Origin of the sequence: Acidovorax sp. MR-S7, from assembly GCF_000400995.2 — a bacterium.
GTDB lineage: Bacteria > Pseudomonadota > Gammaproteobacteria > Burkholderiales > Burkholderiaceae_C > MR-S7.
Map to the genome: position 1 here is coordinate 23,471 of NZ_DF238953.1, position 20,497 is coordinate 43,967.

Sequence of the window (20,497 nt, forward strand, 5' to 3'; positions counted from 1 at the left end):
GTCACAGCCCCATTTTCTTGAGGATCAGGGTCACCTTCTCTTCGAGCGTGGCCTTGGTGAAGGGCTTGACGATGTAGCCGGCCGCGCCGTTCTGGGCGGCCATCACGATGTCTTCCTTGCGCGCCTCGGCCGTCACCATGAGCACGGGCAGGTGCTTGAGCTTGTCGTCTTTCTTGATCTCGCTGAGCAGCTGGAAGCCGTTCATGTTCGGCATGTTGATGTCGGTGACCACGAAGTCGAAGCGGCCGTTGCGCAGCTTGTTCAGCGCGGCCACGCCGTCCTCGGCCTCGTCGGCATCGGCGAAGCCGCTTTCCTTGAGCAGGTTGCGGACGATGCGCCGCATGGTGGAAAAGTCGTCAACGATCAGAAAACGAAGGGCGGAAGACACAAGGGACCCTTTCGGTCGAAATTACGGGGCTATTGTCATGGCCCCCCGGCAACGTGACAAGGTGTTACTGGGGGTCTGCGGATGCGGGATTGTCCTGCTTTTCAGCCGGGGGCGGCGGCAAGGGGAATGCAACATTGCGCTTGCCTATGAGCCGCTCCTCGGCCTCGTGCGTGAGTACGGTGATGGTAATGCGCCGGTTCACCGCGGCGCGCGGATTGTCCGGCTCCAGCAGATCGCTGGCCGCCAGGCCCACCACGCGGCCGAGCTTGGCGTCGGGCATGCCGGCGGAGACCAGCTCGCGGCGCGAGGCGTTGGCGCGGTCGGCCGACAGCTCCCAGTTGCTGTAGCCCCGGTCACCGTTGCCGTAGGGTACGGCATCGGTGTGGCCGGCCAGGCTGATGCGGTTTTCCACGCCGCCCAGCGCCGCGCCGATCTCGCGCAGGATGTCGCGCATGTAGGGCTTGACCAGGGCGCTGCCGCTGTCGAACATGGGCCGGTTCTGGTCGTCCACGATCTGGATCTGCAGGCCGTCGGGCGTCAGGTCCAGCCGGATCTGCGAGCGGAACTCGTTCAGGCGCGTGTTCTCGGTGATCATCGCGTCGATCTTGGCCTGCAGCGCCTTGATGCGTTGCGCGTCCTGCCGGGCGCGCTCGGCGCGCGCGTTCTCGATGCTCGTGCGCATGCTGGTCGAAGCGTCGGCGTCGGAACGCCGCACCTGGCCGTGCACCTTCGACAGGTCGTTGCCGCCGCCCGGGATGATGCTGGAGCTGTTGCCCGCGCCGTCGCCGCCCTGCATCGCCACCTTCAGCGGCGAGGCGAAGTAGGACGCGATGCCCTGCAGCTCGCCCTTGGCGGTGGAGCCCAGCAGCCACATGAGCAGGAAGAAGGCCATCATGGCCGTCACGAAGTCGGCGTAGGCGATCTTCCAGGCGCCGCCGTGCGCAGCGTGGGGGCGCTTCTTGCCGCGCTTGATGATGATCGGCTGGAGCTTCTTCTCCGCCATTTACTTCTTGCCCTTCACGTGGGCTTCCAGCTCGGCGAAGCCTGGCCGGTCGCCCGAGAACAGCACCTTGCGGCCGAACTCGATGGCCGTGGCCGGGTTGTAGCCCTGCATGCTCGCCAGCAGGGTGGACTTGATGCACTCGTATTCCTTGGCAGCGTCCGTGGCCTTCTGCTCCAGCAGGCCGGCCAGCGGCTCCACCGCGCCATAGGCCAGCAGGATGCCCAGGAACGTGCCCACCAGCGCCGACGCGATCATGCCGCCCAGCACCGCCGGCGGCTGCCCCACCGAGCCCATGGTGTTCACCACGCCCAGCACGGCCGCCACGATACCGAAGGCCGGCAGCGCGCCGGCCAGCCGCGTGAGGGCGGCCACGGGGGCGTGGGCCTCCTGGTGGTGGGTCTCGATCTCGTTGTCCATCAGCGCCTCGATCTCGTGGGCGTTGAGGTTGCCCGAGACCATCATGCGCAGGTAGTCCGTGGTGAACTCGATCACGTGCGGGTCGCTGCCCACCGCGGGGAATTTCTTGAAGATCTCCGATTCCTGGGGCGCGTCCACGTCCTTCTCGATGGCCATCAGCCCTTCCTTGCGCGCCTTCTGCAGAATCTCGTAGAGCATGGCCATCAGCTCCATGTAGCGCGCCTTGGTGTACTTGTTGCCCTTGAGCACCTGCGGCAGCGCCGCCATCGTGGCCTTGAGCACCTTGGGCTGGTTGGTGACGATGAACGAGCCCAGCGCCGCGCCGCCGATGGTGATCATCTCGAACGGCAGCGCCTCCAGCAGCACATGGATGTTGCCGCCGTGCGCCACGAACACGCCGAAGACGCAGCCGAAGGTGATGAGGTAGCCGAGGATGACGAACATGGTGCGCGGATTGTGTCAGAGTCTTTCAAACGCCTAAGGAACGATCAGCGCCGGCAAAGCGCGCCTTTTCAGGGGTGATTTACTATCATAAGGATAGCTTCTTGCGCTTGATGGATAAGCGCCAGGGCCTGTTTTCATGAGGGAGTCCAGGCGTCCACCCATTCCGAGAGCGCCCGCCCTTCCAGCATCCAGTCCGCCAGCACGGCATCGCGCAGGCGGTCGCCCAGGCGGGCGCTGGCGTCCAGGTCGCTGGTGTGGGCGCGGATGGCCTCCATCCAGTCGTCGAAGCGGTTGGACACCCGCGTGACCGGCAGCGTGCCCCGGTAGGGCGCCAGGTCGCTGCACACCACGGGAACGCCGCAGGCGCCGTATTCCAGCAGGCGCTGGTTGCCCTTGCATTCATTGAACACGCCCGGCGCCAAAGGCGCCACGGCCAGGTCGAGGTTCAGGCCGGAGAGCTTGCGCGGGTACTGGTCGATGGAGACGGCGTCGTGCAGCTCGTGCACGAAGGGCCGCAGCGGCGCGGGGCAGGCGCCCAGGAACACCCATTCCACCTCGCCGGCCAGCGTCTGCACCACCTCGGCGATCTGCGCCAGATCCTCTGCGTGGACGGCCTTGCCTGCCCAGCCGATGCGTGGGCGCCGGCCTGCGCGGCGCTGTCCGCCCAGCCCGCGCCACCAGACGGGCGGCAGGCGGGTGGGCAGCACCCGGGTGTCGGGATGCAGGCCTGTGAAGGCTTCGGCCAGCGCCGCGGTGGGCACCACCAGCCGGTCGGCCAGCGCCACGGAGCGCCGCAGCGCGCCCAGCACGTCCTGGGGCAGGTCGGGGCGGTGGGCGTGCGCCGCCGGCAAGCCGGGCAGGTAGTCGTCCAGCTCCGCCACCTTGAACGCCTGCGTGAACTGCGCCTGGCGGCGCAGCATGGCGATCTGCGGCTCGCGCACCTGGCTTTGCAGGATCCAGGCGTCGGGCCGCAGGCGCTCCATCTCCGCGGGCAGCCAGTGGCGCTGGCTCAGGCGCACGTCCGCCAGCCCCGCCGCGGACAGCGCCACCGCGGGGTGGATGACGCGGTAGTGGCCGCTGCCCTGCCCGTCGGCCGCCAGGGCCAGCACCGTCGGCAGCGGCCGCCAGGGCAGCGGGTTCCAATTCAGGTCCTGCGCCGTCTCCAGCTCGAAGCCCTGGCCCAGCAGGGACAGGTTCTGGTTGTAGGCCGGGTCGCGCGCGATCTCGGGCAGCCATTTGCGGTACATGGCGTCCTGCGCGGACACGATGGCGGCGCTGTGCTGCGGGGCCGTGCCCGCCTCGTTCAGCAGCACCGCGTGCGGCGTCCAGACGACCAGGTGCCCTGTCTTTCCTATCTTCAGGCACAGGTCCACGTCGCCGTAGCCCCCCGCAAGGTCCTGCGTGTCCAGCCCGCCCACCTGCTCGTAGAGGGAGCGGCGCACCATGAGGCAGGCTCCGGTCACGGCGCTATAGTTCTGGTCGATCTGCAGCCGCTGCATGTAGCCCGGATCGTTCACATCGGCGCCCATGAAAGGATGCTCTGCCGGGCCGCGCAGCCCCAGCACCACGCCCGCGTGCTGGACGGTGCCGTCCGCGCGCAGCAGCTTGGCGCCCACGACGCCCACCTCGGGGCGCAGCGCATGGTTGAGCAGCGCGTCGATCCAGCCCTCCTGCAGGACGGTGACGCCATCGCCGAGCAGCACCAGGTAGTCGCCGCGCGCCTCGCTGGGCGTCCGCACGATTTCGTAGTTCGGGTAGCCGGTCTTCTCGCGGATGGAGCGCACGCAGCGCTCCGCCAGGGCCGGCTGGTCCTGGGCCACGACGATGGACACCAGGGGCTCCGCCGCGTGCCCGTACAGCAGGCGGTAGCGGCCGGGCAGGCGGGTGTCCACGACCGCCTGCTCGTAGCCGCGGGTGCGCAGGTGCCTTTCGATGGCGGCCACTTCGTGCGCGTTGTTGGCAAGCGGCGGGGGGGCGGCGATGAACAGGGGCTCGTGCACATGGCCCAGCCCGGCCAGGCCTCCCGTCTCGATCAGGCGCAGCAGCAGCTCGAACTCGCGCGCGCCGGCAAAGGCGGCGTCGAAACCGCCGGCCTCCAGGAACGCGTCGCGCCGGAAGAACCAGTGCCGCGCCATGCCGGCGGGCCAGGACAGGAGCATGTCCAGGTTGAAGTCCGGCCGCAGCAGGGTACTGATCTCGCCTGTGGGCTCGTGGACGATTTCGTCCGCGCAGGCTGCGCGGCAGCCGGGCGCATCCATCAGCTCCAGGGCCAGGTGCGTGATGCCCGCCGGCGTGAGCTTCGTGCCGGCCTGCACGAAGCACAGCCACTGGGCCGCACTTTGCGCGGCCAGTGCGTTGAGCACATCCACGTCCGTGCTGGGAGCGATGTGGATCCCCACGTGGGGATAGCCTTGGGCCTTCAGGCTGTGCAAGGTGGCGCGCGCGGCCGAGGGGTCCGTGCCCGGCAGGACGATGAAGTCGATGCGCGGTGCGGAGGGCGCGTGTTCCTCGAGGCGCTGGGCGATCAGCCGGGACTGGGCTTCGCCGGGCTGGCGCTGGTCCAGCCAGTGCTGGATGGGCGCATTCTTTTGCGCGATGCTTTGCTCCGGGCGCGAGGCAGCCACGGGCGTGTAGGGCATGGCCTGGGTGTCGCGGATGAAAACCTCCAGCTGGTCCCAGAAGCGGCTTTCCGCGGCCGCGTACTTTTCCTGGGCGATGGGAATTCCGGCGATGGCGTCCTGGAGGGCCTGTGGTGTGTCGTCGAATGCCAGCCCATGCGTTCCCAGCTCCTCGATGCCCAGCGGCGTGCCATTGAACAGAGGCGAGGGCAGGACGATGGCCGGGCAGCCGCACAGGATGGCTTCCGTCCCGATGGAGGTGGACTCGAAGCAATAGACCCGCTCGCTGCGGCGGAACAGCTCGGCCATCTCCTGCGGCGAGGCGGGCCAGGTGCTGGTGATGAGGGTGCACCGCGCGGCCAGCTCCTGGTGCTCCTCCAGCGCGGCGGCGTGCCGCCCCGGGTACATCAGCCAGCCCTGGCGCTGCCCTTCGTGCGGGTTGCCCTGGTTGTGAAAGATCGAGCTGTCGATGGGCGGCATGAACAGCACGTGTTCCGGGTTCTCCCCGGCGGGCAGCAGATGCCGTGTGTAGGCGAACACCAGGTCGGAGGCGGGGAACTCCGCATCGCCCCCGATCAGCCCCGGCCGGTTCAGCAGGTAACGCACCACCGAACCGCCATTGCGCGGGTTGCCGGGGATCACCTCCGGGTACACCGTGATCGGCTGGCGCCCCGCCTGCGCATGCTGCTGCGCGATCTGGGGCGTGAGAATGGGCGTGTGCCACAGCGGATTGGTCGCGGCCGTGGGGTACAGCCAGGCGTCGTGGCCGCTGCGGTTGAGCAGGTGGCACAGCAGGTGCATGACGCGGATGCCCGCCGACGTGCGGCGGTACGCCGGGGCCTCGATGTAGTAAGGCCGCTGGGGTGGGGCGTGGAGCGGGCGGCTCATTGCATCGCCTCCAGGCGACATTGCGCCAGATGCTGGGGGGAGCGCAGCACGCGGTCTGCAGGCACCTCCACGCTATCCCCGCCATAGCCCCAGGGCGCCCACAGGAACGGCATGCCGCTGGCCTGGGCGGCCTCGGCGTCTTCCGCGCGGTCGCCCACGTAGATGGGGGCGGGGTCGGCCAATGATGCGCGCAGGCGCTGCAGCATGGCCGTCTTGTGCGCCAGGGCCGGGGTGTAGAAGTCCAGCGCGTAGACGCCGGTGAAGAACCCGCCCCAGCCCAGGTGCTCGACGATGCGGCGCGTGGGCGCGATGCGCTTGTTGGTGGCGATGTGCAGGCGCAGCGGCATGCGGCCCAGCGCGGCCAGCATCTCGGGCACGCCGGGGTAGACGCGCGATGCGCGGTAGCCGGCGTCGTCGTAGTGGCGCTTGAACCCTTCGACGAGCTCTGGCAGCGCGTGCGCCTGGGCATCGGGCAGCAGCGAGCGCAGCGTCTGCGCCAGCGGCGGGCCGATGAGCGCGGGCGTGAGCGGCGCGCCGGGCGCGATGCCCGCCGCGTCGAACGCCGCCTGCATGGAGGCCAGGATGGATGGCGCGGAGTCGATGAGGGTTCCGTCCAGGTCGAAGACGATGTCGCGCACGGTCATGGTTGGTTTTCTTTGGTGAGCAGCATGCCCATGACCTCGCCCTGGCGGGCGCCGTTGTCGATGGGCAGGAACAGGGTGTCCGCCACGCGCAGCCCGGCGCGTGCCGCGAGCCGGTGCAGGGCGGCGGGAGTGAAGAAGTTGACGTGCTCGTGCCAGTGGCGCTTGTGTGGCGCCAGGTCGGTGCCGGGCGGGTGCTGGCGCACCAGCGCCTCGTGCGGCACCTCCAGGTACAGCAGCGTGTGCGGGGCCATCAGGGGCAGCAGCTCCTGCAGCACGGCCAGGGGATCGGCCACGTGCTCCAGCACCTGCATGCACACCAGCAGGTCGTGATCTGGCGCGGCGTGAAGGGCGGCGCGTTCGGCGCCTTCGGCCAGCGCGGCGCCGGAGATGTCGTGCACCCGCACCCGCGCGCGGCCCAGGAAAGGCGTGTTGCTGCCGTCGCCGCCGCCCCAGTCCAGCACCCGCGGCCGTGCGGGCAGGCGGGGCGCGAGCCAGGCCTCCACCTCGGCGATGTAGGTGTGGCGGCGCGTGTAGTCCCGCGCCACCGTGGCCGCGTAGCCGGGCTCGAAACGGTCGCGTTGCTGCGTATACGCCGGGCCGCGATAGCCTTCGTAGAGCGCCGCCATCTGCGCGGGCGTGAAGCGCAAGTCCAGGAACGGCGCGCCGCAGTCGCCGCATTGCAGCGAATGGCACAGGGTGTAGGCCATGCCGGGCCGCAGGTCGCGCAGGCCCCAGTCCGCCGTGATCTCCAGCGGCGCCTGGCCCAGCGCGCGGCTGGCGACGAAGGGCATGAGCACGGCGGGCGACGACGCCAGATCGCGCCCGCCGCAGCAGATGCAGGCGTCGGCCAGTTGCAACACCTTCATCGCGCGGCCTCCGCATGGCGCGCCGTCTCCAGCACCGCGTCCTGCAGCGTGTGGCGCAGGTCCAGGCCCAGCTCGGCGCGCGCCTTGGCGATGCAGGGCACGTAGCGGCTGCGCGGGCCGCCCGTATCCTGCGCGGCGATGTGGACGGGCTTGCCCGGCGCGAGCAGGTCGCGCACCTGGTGCGCCAGCCCGGCGATGGTCAGGGCCGCGTCCGATCCGACGTTGTAGGCCTGGCCCGCGCGCCCGCGCTGCAGCAGCGCCTCCAGCCAGCGGGCCAGGTCGCGCTGGTCCATGTAGGAGCGAACGGGCGTGCCGTCGCCGTTCACCGTGATCCTGGGCCGGGCGAGCGCTTCGCGGATGAAGTTGCCGATGGCGAAATGGACATCCAGTGGCAGGTCGCGCCCCACGAAAGCGAAGCAGCGCGCCGCCACGGTCTGCAGGCCGTGCTGCTGCGCGTACAGCGCGCACAGGTGCTCGGCGCAGCGCTTGGCGACGCCGTAGGCGCTCTGCGCGTCCAGCGGGTCGGGCATGCCGTGGTAATCCTCGGGCATATGGGACATGTCCTGCGGCTGCGCGCCATAGACGCCGCCGGAGCTGGCGAGCAGGAAGCGCGGGATGCCGTGGGCGACCGCGTAGTCCAGCAGGTGGCGGGTGCCATCGACGATCTGCGTGTAGCGCTGCAAGGGCGTCAGCCGGGGCCCCAGCGTGGAATCGGCCGCCGCGTGCAGCAGGTGCGTGAACGATGCGGTGGCGGGCAGGCTGGCGGGGTCGAGGATGTCGCCCGCGTGAAAGCGCAGCCAGGGCAGCGCGGCGAATTCAGGGTGCCGCGCCAGGAAGCCCTCGGGGTCGCGGCTGAGCACGGTGACGCGCGGCGCAGCGCTGGCGGCTTGCCAGTGCCGCAGGAGCGCCTTGCCGAAGAATCCGGTACCTCCAGTCAGCAGCAGCTTCATTGATCCTTGATGCAATAGGCAGTTGGCGTCAGGCACCAGTTGAACTTGCGAAGCTTGACGTCCAGCTTGCGTTCGGCGCGGAACTGGTCGAAGGCGGTAGCTTCTCCGCCCCATGGGGGCAGGCCGTATTCATCGAAGACGATGACGCCACCCGGCACCACCAGATCCCAGAGCATATTGAGCGTGTAATAGGTCGGCTCGTACAGGTCCAGGTCGAAATGGAGCAGGTTGATCCTCAAGCCTGGCGTCTGATCCAGGAATGGCTTCAATGTGTCCTGGACGCGGCCCTTGATCAGCCGCGAGCGCTCCCGCGCCAGGATGTTGTCCTGATTGGCGAGCGCGCACAGCTCGAATATTTCACCTTCCACGTTCTCGGCCGACCATCCGCCGACCTTCTTGTCGCTGGCGAGATCGGACTGCGAAACGCCGTCTTCCTGCGTGAAGTCGGACAGGCCTTCAAAGGAGTCGAAGCCATAGACTTTCTTGGAGGTATCCGTGGGGCAAAAAATTTCCAGGAACTTGTGGAAAGAGAAGAAGGAAACACCTCTTGAAACCCCAAGCTCCACGATGCTGCCAGGGAGTTCCTGCGTCATCTTGAACAACTCGTAGTGAGCCAGATAACGGGTCATCAGGATGCGTTTCGTGTAGGCGGGCCAGTGCGTCAGTTTGTGCAGGTCCGAGTGCGGATAGCGCTGCTGGATAGCGTCGAAATTGTCCCAGTAGGTTTTGTCCTTCTCGGAATGAACGCCGAACATCTGTTCCAGCGGAGCGTCGAATTTGGTTGAGTTCCAAATACTCATGGGTTTTCCTTGTTGATGTAATCGACGACCTGGGAGTTGACCGTGCCGGGCCGGTACTTCGCATTGATGAAGTCCGTATCTGCATAGTCCGCGAACCGCAGTTGAACTGTGAATCTGGATCGGTCTTCGGATTGGATCGGAATGGACTTGTGCAGGACGTCGAATCTAAAGAACAGGGCATCTCCCTGATCCATCTCATTGATGCTGATGATGGGTGAGGGAGGCAGGTCTTCGTCAAGCAGCACTGCATCCGCATAGGACTGGTATTGGCCGCCGGGTTTCGTCTTAAAGATGCGGCCGCCCATATGAGCGTTGCCTATGAGTTGCAACCCCCCGGTGGACGGAATCAGCGGGGTGACGGGTAACCAGACGACGACGGCACGAGGGGAGCAGACCGAGAACCAGTAGTCCTGATGCCAACCGAACAGATACTTTTCTTCACCCTGGGAGTCAATCCGGCAGTTGATGTCAACCAGCGCTGGAAACTGGATGCCGCACAAGTTGCGCAGATGCTGGTGCATGGCCCCTGACGAGGCAAGCCGCTGGATGGATGCAAGGTATTTGAAGCCGTTGTAGATGGCGGATGCCTTGTTCCTGTCGTTCTGTTTGTGGTGGTTCCACAAGGAATCCAGATCCTGAAAGCATCCTGATGCGTCCAGGGTGTTTCCCATACGCAGCAGCTCGTCGTGTATTGCCTGGATTTCTGACGATGGGAACGCCTTCCTGGCAAGGGCATAGCCCTCTGTGTCAAAACACTCCACGTTGCCTCCGATCTTCAACTGGGTTGGCACGGATCGCCAGCGCTTCGCTGCGGATCTGCTGCAGCGTGGCCGGGTCGAGGAAGGGGTGCATGTCGTCCAGCTCGGGCGTGACGAACTTGCCCTGTTCGTCCACGCGCGACTTGATGCGCGGCGCGAACTCCTGCCGGGGATCGACGTGCAGGTCGATCAGCAGCGGGCCGCCGCCCTGCAGCAGCGCGTCGAGCCGGGGCAGGTCGGCCTCGGTGGCGATGCTTTCGGCGCGCAGGCCGTAGGCGCGGGCCACGGCGGTGAAGTCGGGGAAGTCCACGCCCGATTCGGGCGTGGCGCCGATCACGCGGCCGAAGAAGTTCTCGTGTGTCTGCCAGATCGACAGGTAGCCCCGGTTGTTGAGCACGATGACGATCACGTCCAGCCCGGTGGTCTTGAGCGTTTGAAGCTCCTGGATGTTCATCTGCAGGCTGCCGTCGCCTGCGAAGCAGATCACGCGCCGCGCGCCACCCGCTGCCGTGACCGCGCCTAGGGCGGCGGGCAGGTCGTAGCCCATCGAGGCCGAGCCGGAGTTGCTGAAGAGGCGCTGGCCCGTTTGCAGCGCGCCCACCTGAAAGGGCAGGATGCAGGCCGATGCGTTGCCGCAGACCACGATGTCGTCGGGCCGCATGCGAGTGAAGATGCGGCTGACCATGACGTAGGGGTTCAGCGGGGCGCCGGGCTGCTGCTGGTGCTCTGCCGCTGCGTCGTAGCGCTGGCCGGTCTGCCGGCACCACGTGGCCCAGGTTTGATAGCTGGGCAGTTCGGTGCGCGCAAGTTCGTCCTCCAGCACGTCCAGAAAGTCGTTCAGGTCTGCCTCCACGCCCAGGTCGGGCCGCAGCGTGGGCTTGCGCAGCTCGGCCTCGTCGATGTCCACCTGCGCCAGCCACGCGTTTTTGGCGAAGGCGTCCCAGTTGTAGCTGGTCTGGCGGATGTTGAGGCGCGAGCCCAGCACCAGCACGCAGTCGGCGGCCTGCAGGCAGAAGTTGCCCGCGCGGGTGCCGATGGTGCCGGGGCGGCCCGCGAACAGCGGGTGGTCGGAGGCGATGAGGTCGTGCGTCCAGGCTGTCGCGAGCGGAATACCCAGGCGCTCCACCAGCGCCAGCAATCGCCCTTCGGTGCGCGAGAGCCGCACGCCGGTGCCGCCCAGGATCAGCGGGCGGTGGGATTGGCGCAGCTTCTCGATGATGGCGCGGCAGGCGGCGCGCAGTGCATCCGATGGCGGCTTGGTAGCGGGCGCCGGGGGCAAGGGGATTTCGATCGCCTCGGTGGACTGCTGGATGTCCAGCGGAATGTCCAGCCACACGGGCCCGGGGCGTCCGCCCATGGCCTCGGCATACGCCTGGGGCAGCAGGGTTTCCAGCTCCTTCTCCGACCGCACCAGCCGCGCGAACTTGCACACGGGGCTGGCCATGGCGATGGTCGGGCCTTCCTGGTCGCCGAGCTGGCGCAGGCCCGGCACGTTGTGGAAGTCGATGCAGGTCTCGCGCTTGATCTGGCCCGAGAGGACGATCATCGGGATCGAGTCGGTGAAGGCGCCATACACGCCGTTGAGCGCGTTCACCGAGCCCGGCCCCGTGGTCAGCATCACCACGGCGGGCTTGCCGGTGATGCGCGCGTAGCCTTCGGCCGCCATGGCGCAGGCCTGCTCGTGGTGCATGAAGGTGCAGCGCAGTTGCCCGTGCCCGCCCAGGGCCTGGTTGAGGAACATGGCGCCGCCGCCCGTGACGGTGAAGACCTGCTCCACCCCTTGGGCGGCAAGCCAGTCGGCGATCTGTTCGGAAATGCGCTTCACTTCACAGGCCCCGGTTCAGGATCAGGCTCTTGAGCGCGGGGCTTTCGCTGTAAGGGCCGTCGATGTGGTCGATGGTCAGGCGTTCGTGGGCCTGGATGGGCTGCAGCAGCCGCTCGCCGTTCATCACCTCGCGGCACGAGAGCTGTCCCTTGTGCAGCGGAATGGCGAGGTAGAAGTCCTTCGCGAACTGGTCCTTGTCGAAGACGTAGCCGGGCGTCAGGTCGCGGCGCGCATAGGCGCCGCGCACCAGGGCGTTGAGGTATTCGGTCTCCTTGCGCGAGATGTTGCGCCGGCGCGTGCTGACGCCGCCGCACATTTCCTTGGCCTTGTGGAAGGCCTTGAACCAGGCGTCGCACTGCTCGGGCAGCGAGCAGTAGTTGGACACCGGCACGTCTTCGTACTGGATGTCGATGTGGCGCTCCCAGGTGCGCGCGCCCTTGCCGTAGGAGATCAGCATGGACGAATGCCAGTCGTGGTACTCGTGCGTGGACAGGCCGATGATGTGGCGCGGATAGCGGCTCTTCAGGTAGTCGATCTGGTCCAGGTGCAGTTCGTCGTCCTCGCTGGGGTAGAGGGATACGCAGTGGTTGATGGCCAGGGGAATGTCGCGCTTCTCGAAGAAGCGGACGATGTCGTCCAGGTCCTTTTCCGAAGCGCCGCCGGTGGAGATGATGGTGGGACGGCGCGTGGAAGCGATCTTCTCGATCAAGGGCCAGTCGTTCATGTCGGAGCTGGCGATCTTGATGACGGGCATGTCGAACTCCACGCACAGGTCGACCGATGCCTCGTCGAACGGCGTGGCCATGGGGATGCAGCTCAGGTTGCGGATTTCCTCGACCATCCGCGCGAAATCGGCCCTGGAGAGCTTGGTGTCCTCGGTCTTCTTGACGTAGCGCAGCTCCGTGTTGCCCTTGAAATCCGGGTGGATGAACTCGTCCACGTCGCGGAACTGCAGCTTGATGGCGGCCTTGACGTTGTTGTAGCGGGTCACGGCCCCGTGGTCGCGGATGATCTTGAGGCCGCGCTCCAGCTTGCCCCAGTGGTTGTTGGCCAGTTCCAGAACGAACAGGTTCTCGAACAGGTCCTTGTCGCGTTGGCTGATGGGTCCCATCACATTGCTCCTAATCGAAATCGACGCCCAGGAAGGCTCTGATCCTGGCCGCCGCGAAGTCCATCATGTCCTGCGTCAGCGCGGGCTGCACCCCGATCCAGAACGTGTCGTTCATCACCGTGTCGGTGTTGTCCAGGCTGCCGCTCACGCGATAGTTCCTGCCGACCATATACGGTTGGCGTGTCAGGTTTCCGGCGAAAAGCAGGCGGGTTCCCACCTTGTTCTGGTCGAGGTAGGTCAGCAGGTCGAGGCGCGAAACCGGGGCGCCTTCGCGCAAGGTGATGGGAAAGCCGAACCAGGACGGGTCGGCATGTTCCGTGGCGCGGGGCAGGATGAGGAATTCCTCGCACGCCGCCAACTGCGCGTGCAGGTAGGCGAAGTTCCTCCTGCGCTGCGCGACGAACCGGTCGGCCTTGTCCAGCTGCGCCAGCCCGCAGGCGGCCTGCATGTCGGTGATCTTGAGGTTGTAGCCCAGGTGGCTGTAGGTGTACTTGTGGTCGTAGCCCGCGGGCAGGCGGCCCAGCTTCTGGCAGAAGCGCTGGCCGCAGGTGTTGTCCTTGCCGGGGGCGCAGTAGCAGTCGCGGCCCCAGTCGCGGAAGCTCTCGGCGATGGCCTTCAGCTCGGCGTTGTTGGTGAACACCGCGCCGCCTTCGCCCATGGTGATGTGGTGCGCCGGGTAGAAGCTCAGCGTGCCGATGTCGCCGAAGGTGCCCACCATGCGGCCCAGGTAGGTGGAGCCGAGCGCATCGCAGCAGTCCTCGACCAGCCACAGGCCATGCTTCTTGCACAGCGCGGTGACGGCCTCCAGGTTGAAGGGGTTGCCCAGGGTGTGGGCCAGCATGATGGCCTTCGTCTTCGGACCGATGGCCGCTTCGATGCGGCTGGCGTCGATGTTGTAGGTGCCCAGTTCCACGTCCACGAACACCGGCACGGCGCCGAACTGCAGGATGGGGTTGACGGTGGTGGGAAAGCCCGCGGCCACGCCGATCACCTCGTCGCCCGGCTGGATGGCGCGCGCGCCCAGGCGCGGGCTGGTCAGGGTGCTGAAGGCGACCAGGTTGGCCGACGAGCCCGAGTTCACCGTGATGAGATGCTTGACGCCGATGAACGCGGCCAGGCGGGTTTCAAACTCCGCGTTGAAGCGCCCGGTGGTCAGCCAGCCGTCGAGCGCGGCATCCACCATCAGCTTGAGTTCGCTGGCGTCGATCTGCTTGCCCGAGGGCGGGACGGCGGTCGTGCCCGGCACGAAGGGCGCGGGCGCCAGGGCCTGCCCCGCGTACTGCTCCACCAGGCGGGCGATCTGCTCTCTCAGCATGTGTGCGTTGTCCATGGAGGGATATTAGCCAAATTGGACCACAGCGCCCATCCATCAAGCGCAAGCAGCTATTAAATCAGGAGTTCCCGGCCTGCCCGGCATCCTGGAGGAATGCGGTGAGCTGCGCACGGCAGGTGTCCAGGGCCGGGGCTTGGGACAGGTGCCACTCCACGGTTCTTTGCAGCGCGGCACGGGCGTTCCATACCGGGCGCCAGCCCAGCCGCTGGCGCGCCTTGCTGCAGTCCAGGCGCAGTTGCTGGGCTTCGTGGGCATAGGTGCCGGGCGGGTCGGCGCTCCATTGCACCGGGCGGGGCCAGTGCTGCGCGAGCAGGCCCACGACCGTTTCGACGCTCAATGCATCGTCGGCCTGCGGGCCGAAGTTCCAGCCTTCGGCCCAGGCCTGCCCGTGCTGCGGCTGGCACAGCCGTTCGGCCAGCTGCAGGTAGCCGTGCAGCGGGTCGAGCACGTGCTGCCAGGGACGGGTGGCCACGGGGTTGCGCAGGTGCAGTGCGGTGTTGGCGGCGAAGGCCGCGAGCGCATCGGGGACGAGGCGCGAGGGGGTGTTGTCGCCGCCGCCGATCACGTTGCCCGCGCGCGCCGTGGCCACGGCAACGCCCTGGGCCGCGAGGAAGCTGCGGCGGTAGCTGGCGGCCACCAGCTCGGCGGCGCCCTTGCTGGCCGAATAGGGGTCGTGCCCGCCCATGGGGTCGGTTTCGCGGTAGCCCCAGGGCCACTCGTGGTTCTCGTAGCACTTGTCGCTGGTGACGACGACGATGGCCGCCAGCGTGCGGCACGCGCGCGCGCATTCCAGCACCTGGGCCGTGCCCATGACGTTGACGGCGAATGTCTCCACGGGCTGCCGGTAGCCTGCGGGCACCAGGGCCTGCGCGGCCAAGTGGAAGAGGATGTCCGGATCGGCCGCCTGCAGGGCTTGGTGCAGCGAAGCGCTGTCGCGGATGTCGGCCAGGGTGGAGCGGGCGATGCGCTCGCCCAGCGCCAACCGCTCGAACAGGCTGCCGGGGTGCTCGGGCGGCAGCGCGTAGCCGTGGACCTGCGCGCCCATGCCCGTGAGCCACAGCGCCAGCCACGCGCCCTTGAACCCGGTGTGCCCGGTCAGGAACACCCGCTTGCCGGCCCAGAACGCGGGGTTCACCAGGTTTTCCATGGCGCCTGCCCGCTGCTCCAGAGGTCTTCCAGCGTCATCTTGTCGCGCAGGGTGTCCATCGGCCGCCAGAAGCCGTCGTGCTGCCAGGCCATGAGCTGGTCTTGCGCGATGAGGCGCTGCACCGGGCGGTCTTCCCAGGCGCTGGCGTCGCCGTCGATCAGGTCGATCACCCGGGGCGAGAGCACGAAGTAGCCGCCGTTGATGAGGCCGCCGTCGCCCATGGGCTTTTCCACGAAGGCGGTGACGGATTGGTCCGCGATGTTCAGCGCGCCGAAGCGCCCTGGCGGCGCCACGGCGGCGATGGTGGCCAGCCGCCCGTGCGTGCGGTGGAAGGCGAGCTGCGCGCCGATGTCGATGTCGGACACGCCGTCGCCATAGGTGAAGCAGAACAGCTCCTCGTCCTCGACGTAGCGGCGCACGCGCTTGAGGCGCCCGCCGGTCTGCGTTTCCTCGCCCGTATCGACCAGCGTGACCCGCCAAGGCTCCGCATGGCGTTCGTGGATTTCCATGCGGTTGTGGGCGATGTCGAAGGTGACGTCGGAGGTGTGCAGGAAGTAGTTGGCGAAATACTCCTTGATGACGTAGCCCATGTACCCGCAGCAGATGACGAAGTCATGCACGCCGTGGGTGGAGTAGCTTTTCATGATGTGCCACAGCAGGGGCTTGCCGCCGATGGTCACCATGGGCTTGGGCCGGGACATCGTTTCTTCGCTGATGCGGGTGCCGAGGCCGCCCGCCAGAATGACCGCTTTGACCATGTGTTGCCTCGTTGCTGGGCCCGATTATTGGCCGGCCGGCGGCGCGAAGATCGCGCGGAACCAGTCCTCGGCATGGCGTTCGAGCGTGTAGCGGGCCTGCAGCCAGTCGTGCAGCGCCTGGCCCTGCGTTTGCCGGAAGCCGGCATCGGCGATCAGGCGGCCCAGCGCGTCGAGCCAGGCGCCGTCGTCGTCGGGCACGCGCAGCACCGGCGGGTCGTCGGTCTGGTAGGGGTAGACGTCCGAGCAGACGACCGGCCAGCCCATCGCGCCGTACTCCAGCAGCCGCAGGTTGCTCTTGCACGCGTTGAAGGGGTTGTTCTCCAGCGGCGCGATGGCGATGTCCAGGTCCAGGCTGGCGAGCTTGGCCGGGTAGTCCTTGTACGAGACGAAGCCGTGGAACTCCTTCACGTAGGGCCGCAGCTCGTCCGGGCACATGCCCATGAACACCCAGTCCACCTTGCCCGCCAGCGCCTGCACCACGCGCTGCACCAGCCGCAGGTCGCCCAGGTGCTGGGCCGCGCCGGCCCAGCCGATGCGGATGCGCCCGCCGGTGCGCGCAGGGCGCTGGAGCCCGCTCCAATGCCGCATGTCCAGCGCGTTGGGCACCAGGCGGATGTCCTTGCAGTAGGGCGCGTAGTAGTCGGCCAGCGGCTGGGTGGAGACGATCAGCCGGTCGCTCAGTGCCAGCGCCTGCACCGTGCGGGTGTGGCCCTCGCGCTGGCCGCTGCGGTAGGACGGGTGCGAGGAGGGCAGGTCCGACGCCAGGTCGTCCATCAGCTGCACGATGAAGGCCTGCGGGTGCGCCCGCCGGATGGCGCGCAGGTTGTCGATGTCCTGGTCCGAGGTGGAGTGCTGCACCACGATGCGGTCGGGCTGGAAGCGCGCCACGTCCAGCGGCGTGAGAACCCGGCGCGTGGTCTGGCCGGGCTTCTCGGGCTCGACCACGCAGGTCTCGGCCAGGCTGTGCAGTTGCACCGCGTCCAGCGGCTCGATCACGCGGTACTGGCCCGAGCCGCTGCGCAGCGGCAGCGCCAGCACGCGCGGGCGGGCCTGGATGTCCAGGCTCCAGGTGTTCACCATGTCGGTGTCGAGCGCGTAGGGCCGGTGGCCCGACAGGTGCTTGCTGTAGAGCGGGTGCTGGCCGGCGAAGCCGACCCAGCGGGTCTGCATGTAGCGCGACTCGTCCACGGCGGCCTGCGACAGCGCCAGCGCCTGCACCGGGTCGCGCCGCAGCGCCTTCAGCGTCATGCCGCCCATGTGCGCGGCGTTGGCGTGGGGCGTCCAGACCAGCCGCCAGCCGGCCTGCTGCAGACGGTAGCCCAGGTCGGCCACGGGCTGGAACAGCGGCGTGTGCACCTCGTCCAGCCCGCCGGCGGCCAGCACGGCCGAGCGCCGCGCCATCCAGCACGAGCCATGGACGCCGGCCACGTCCTGCGCCATTTGCAGACGGTTCAGGCAGCCGCGCTCGGGCACGCCCTGGCGCTCGCCGGTGTAGTTCAGCAGCAGCCCGTCGGCCCCGGCCAGGTGGGGTCCGGCCACGACGAGCGGGTTGTCCTCCTGCTGCACCACCAGGCGCGGCGCGGCGATGGCGACGCTGCGCTCGGCGAACAGCCGGCGCAGCTCGGGCACGGCTTCGGCATCCATCCATTCGATGTCGTCGTCGCAGACCAGCACCAGGTCATGGGCGGCGGCGGCCATTCCCAGGTTGATGCCGCGCGCGTGGCTGTAGGCGCCGCCGCCGCTGGCGATCAGGCGCAGCGGCAGTTCGGCGGCGTGGGGCCATTGCCGCACGAACTGCTCCATCGAGGGCAGGTCTTCGTCCTGCACCACCAGCAGCGCCTCGCCGATGCTGCCGGGGGCGCGCTGCACGCACGACAGCAGCAGCGAGCGCAGGTAGCCCTGCTGCTTGCCCGTGGGCACCAGCAGCGAGACGGGAGCGCCGTCGTCGGGGTAGCGCACGCGCCAGCAGCCCAGCAGGTCGCCGGCCTGCAGCGTGGTGCCGGGGTGCAGCAGTTGCAACTCGGCCTGGGCGGCGGTGAATTCTTCTTCTTCCTGTCCTTCAGCCAGTTGCGGGGCCGCGTGGGAGAGCACCTTGTCCACGTAATGCACGCTGGCCGCGCCCAGGCGCAGCGCCAGGCGGTAGGCGCTGGCATAGCGGCCGTGGCCGGGCACGTCCTGCCAGGCGGCGGCGCGCACGGCCGCCACTCCGCCCAGGTAGTTGGTGCCGCGCAGCCATTCCACGTTGGCGCCGCCGGTGAATTGCGGCAGCGTCCGGCCGGGGGCCAGCGCCACGTCGTGCGCGGCATACACCATCTGGGCCCCGGGGTGGCGGCGGGCGGCCGCCAGCAGCTCGATCAGCGAATAGGGCTCCAGCCGGGTGCCGGCTTCGAGCAGCACCACCCATTCCTCCTTGCGCGGCGCGGCAGGCCAGGCATCGCCGGGGCCGACCCACTGCATGCCCTCGCCCAGTTCGCCGGGGGCGGGCAGGTCGGCGTGGATCACCACGCGGCCGGGCGGCAGCCAGCTCTTGCCCAGATCGTCCATGGCGTCGGCCAGTGCATCGGTGGGACGCCCGTGGCCGAAGATGTGCACGGTGGGCGGGCGCACCTGGCCCTTGGCCACCAGCTCGGCGCAGATGTCGCTGTAGATCTCGGTCGGCGTGGCCTTGGCTTTCCAGGCTTCGTAGTCGCGGCACATCCGGTCGATGGCCAGCTCGTCGGCGCGGGCGGCGCGGCTTTGCGGCGAGGTGGGCAGCCAGGGCTCCACGGAATGCAGTTGCTGCGCGTTCCACGCCTGCCGCTGGGGCAGCGCGGCGGCGGCGGCCTGCGTGGCCTCGATCAGGCGGGCCAGCAGCGGGGGGGCCTGCGGTGCCAGCGCGTCCAGCGCATCGCGGAACGCCTGCGTGCCGTAGGGGCGCGCATCCAGCGGCGCGCCCAGGGTGTTCAGGTGCGTGCCCCAGGTGTCCATCGGGTGCCGGGGCGGGGTTTGCAACTGGTGGTCGTTGGCCACGTAGACCACCTGGCAGCCCAGCAGCCGCGCTTCGGTGGCGACGCTGCCGCCCGCGTAGGCGTAGACCACCTGCGCCTGGCTCAGCAGGTGCCAGCGCTCGTGCGTGCCCACGGGCTGCTCGGCGAAGGGGGAGATGTCCTGCAGCGCCGCGTGTTCCGGCCGCAGCCGGTAATGGCGGCTCGGGAAGTGGCCCGAATACACCAGCGCGGCGATGGGGCGCGGGCCCTGCCAGGGCAGCGCCAGCAGCGCCGGGTCGAACCACGGCAGCGCGGCGCCCAGGGTCTGCGCCTCGCCCGTGGGCAGGGTGAAGTCCAGCCGGGTGAGCAGGTCCGGCGCATCCGGCTGCTGGATGGTGGGCGTGAAGCGCACCTGCAGACCGGGCAGCGAGCGTTCGCCCGCCTGCATCTGGATGCTGATCGGCGTCAGCCCCGCGAGGTAGTGCGAGGCCATCGCCGGGGGCGTGAGCAGCGGCGTCCACCACCCGCCATGCATCGCCACCGTATCCACCAGATACGCCGGATAGCCCGCCCGGTTGAGCTGGTGGCACAGCATGTGCAACTGCGCCGCATGCGGGGCGCCGTCGGTGAGCAGGTGCGGCGCGTGGATGTAATAGGGCGAGGGCAGGGCGGATGCGGGTGGATGCATGGCATGGGGCGTGCCCTGGCGGAACACGGTTCGGTGGGTGGTATTGCTCCTGGTTTGATAGCTCCTTGCGCTTATCCATCAGGCGCTGGATGCCATTTTGGCTTGTATCAACTCTGGAGCAGCCTCAGCACATTCTGGGGCAACTGGTTGGCCTGGGCGATCATGGCGGTGCCGGCCTGCTGCAGGATCTGCGTGCGGCTGAGGTTGGCCGTCTCCTGGGCGAAGTCGGCATCCATGATGCGGCTGCGGGCCTGCGACTGGTTCTCCACTGCCGTGCGCAGGTACGAGATGGTGTTCTCGAAACGGCTTTGCAGCGCGCCCAGCGTGGCGCGGCGGCCGTTCACGGCGGACAGGGCGCCGTCCAGCGCCGAGATGAGGGCGATGTTGCCGCTGGCCGCGCTGGTCACCAGGCCGGAGCTGGCGCCGCCCGCCGCCACGCCGCTGAAGGCGGCGTCGCCGTCCAGGCTGATGTCCGCGCTGCCGATGGTGATCTGGTTCTCGGCGCCGGCGTTGGCGCCTACCTGGAAGGTGTAGTCGGTCGTGGTGCGCAGGATGGACTCGCCGTTGAACTGGGTGGCGCTCAGCATGCGGTTGAGTTCCTTGCCCAGCTGCTCGTATTCGTTGCTCAGCTTCTGGATGTCGCCGCCGGAGACGGCGCCGGAGCCGGTGGAGTTCGGCGCGTTCGACGCCTGGATCGCCAGCTCGCGCATGCGCTGCAGCATGTCGTTCATGGCCGAGAGGCCGCCTTCGGCCACCTGTGCCATGGAAATGGCGTCGCCCGCGTTGCGGATGGCGACGTTCATGCCGCGGATCTGGGTATTCATGCGGTCGGCGATGGCCAGGCCGGCGGCGTCGTCCTTGGCGCTGTTGATGCGCAGGCCCGAGGACAGGCG

Annotated in this window: 16 protein-coding genes; all 16 read right to left on the bottom strand. The window is 68.3% G+C overall.

From position 1 onward, the window contains the following. Position 1 precedes the first annotated feature (1 nt). On the bottom strand, positions 2-388 hold the full coding sequence (cheY, locus tag AVS7_RS17840) for a chemotaxis response regulator CheY (RefSeq protein ID WP_024001779.1): 387 nt from the start codon (positions 386-388) through the stop codon (positions 2-4). A 64-nt stretch (positions 389-452) separates the two neighbouring features. Then, positions 453-1,391 carry a flagellar motor protein MotB gene (motB, locus tag AVS7_RS17845; RefSeq protein ID WP_020229440.1) on the bottom strand — a complete coding sequence of 313 codons (939 nt, stop codon included), beginning with the start codon at positions 1,389-1,391 and terminating at the stop codon, positions 453-455. Beyond that, positions 1,392-2,252 carry a flagellar motor stator protein MotA gene (motA, locus tag AVS7_RS17850; protein WP_020229441.1) on the bottom strand — a complete coding sequence of 287 codons (861 nt, stop codon included), beginning with the start codon at positions 2,250-2,252 and terminating at the stop codon, positions 1,392-1,394. 134 nt (positions 2,253-2,386) lie between these two features. Continuing rightward, positions 2,387-5,758: a hypothetical protein gene (locus tag AVS7_RS17855; RefSeq protein WP_020229442.1), complete on the bottom strand. Its 3,372-nt coding sequence runs from the start codon at positions 5,756-5,758 to the stop codon at positions 2,387-2,389. After that, the gene (locus AVS7_RS17860; protein ID WP_020229443.1) at positions 5,755-6,402 is read right to left on the bottom strand and encodes an HAD family hydrolase; all 648 of its coding nucleotides are present in this window, start codon (positions 6,400-6,402) and stop codon (positions 5,755-5,757) included. Before AVS7_RS17860 ends, AVS7_RS17855 begins: the two co-directional genes overlap by 4 nt. Continuing rightward, positions 6,399-7,268, bottom strand: a complete 870-nt coding sequence (locus tag AVS7_RS17865) for a bifunctional 2-polyprenyl-6-hydroxyphenol methylase/3-demethylubiquinol 3-O-methyltransferase UbiG (RefSeq protein WP_020229444.1) — start codon at positions 7,266-7,268, stop codon at positions 6,399-6,401. The genes AVS7_RS17860 and AVS7_RS17865 overlap by 4 nt, the downstream gene beginning before the upstream one ends. Further along, positions 7,265-8,218, bottom strand: a complete 954-nt coding sequence (locus tag AVS7_RS17870) for an NAD(P)-dependent oxidoreductase (protein WP_020229445.1) — start codon at positions 8,216-8,218, stop codon at positions 7,265-7,267. The genes AVS7_RS17865 and AVS7_RS17870 overlap by 4 nt, the downstream gene beginning before the upstream one ends. Next, positions 8,215-9,018 (bottom strand): TylF/MycF/NovP-related O-methyltransferase, encoded by an 804-nt coding sequence (locus AVS7_RS17875; protein ID WP_020229446.1) that lies wholly within the window; start codon positions 9,016-9,018, stop codon positions 8,215-8,217. The genes AVS7_RS17870 and AVS7_RS17875 overlap by 4 nt, the downstream gene beginning before the upstream one ends. Further along, positions 9,015-9,779 carry a phytanoyl-CoA dioxygenase family protein gene (locus AVS7_RS17880; protein ID WP_159402791.1) on the bottom strand — a complete coding sequence of 255 codons (765 nt, stop codon included), beginning with the start codon at positions 9,777-9,779 and terminating at the stop codon, positions 9,015-9,017. The genes AVS7_RS17875 and AVS7_RS17880 overlap by 4 nt, the downstream gene beginning before the upstream one ends. Beyond that, the gene (locus AVS7_RS17885; RefSeq protein ID WP_020229448.1) at positions 9,766-11,601 is read right to left on the bottom strand and encodes a thiamine pyrophosphate-binding protein; all 1,836 of its coding nucleotides are present in this window, start codon (positions 11,599-11,601) and stop codon (positions 9,766-9,768) included. Before AVS7_RS17885 ends, AVS7_RS17880 begins: the two co-directional genes overlap by 14 nt. A gap of 1 nt (position 11,602) precedes the next feature. Next, a complete protein-coding gene (locus tag AVS7_RS17890) occupies positions 11,603-12,712 on the bottom strand; it encodes an N-acetylneuraminate synthase family protein (RefSeq protein WP_020229449.1) in 1,110 nt (369 codons plus the stop codon). Positions 12,713-12,722: 10 nt separating this feature from the next. After that, positions 12,723-14,042, bottom strand: a complete 1,320-nt coding sequence (rfbH, locus tag AVS7_RS17895; RefSeq protein WP_020229450.1) for a lipopolysaccharide biosynthesis protein RfbH — start codon at positions 14,040-14,042, stop codon at positions 12,723-12,725. A gap of 61 nt (positions 14,043-14,103) precedes the next feature. Further along, on the bottom strand, positions 14,104-15,192 hold the full coding sequence (gene rfbG / locus AVS7_RS17900; RefSeq protein ID WP_020229451.1) for a CDP-glucose 4,6-dehydratase: 1,089 nt from the start codon (positions 15,190-15,192) through the stop codon (positions 14,104-14,106). Then, entirely contained in the window at positions 15,177-15,950 is a 774-nt protein-coding gene (gene rfbF / locus AVS7_RS17905; RefSeq protein WP_020229452.1) for a glucose-1-phosphate cytidylyltransferase, read from the bottom strand. Before rfbF ends, rfbG begins: the two co-directional genes overlap by 16 nt. 24 nt (positions 15,951-15,974) lie before the next feature. Continuing rightward, entirely contained in the window at positions 15,975-19,604 is a 3,630-nt protein-coding gene (locus AVS7_RS17910; RefSeq protein WP_144425142.1) for a glycosyltransferase, read from the bottom strand. Between the two features lie 107 nt (positions 19,605-19,711). After that, positions 19,712-20,497 (bottom strand): flagellin (locus AVS7_RS17915; RefSeq protein ID WP_020229454.1); only part of this gene is annotated, 786 nt, incomplete at its 5' end.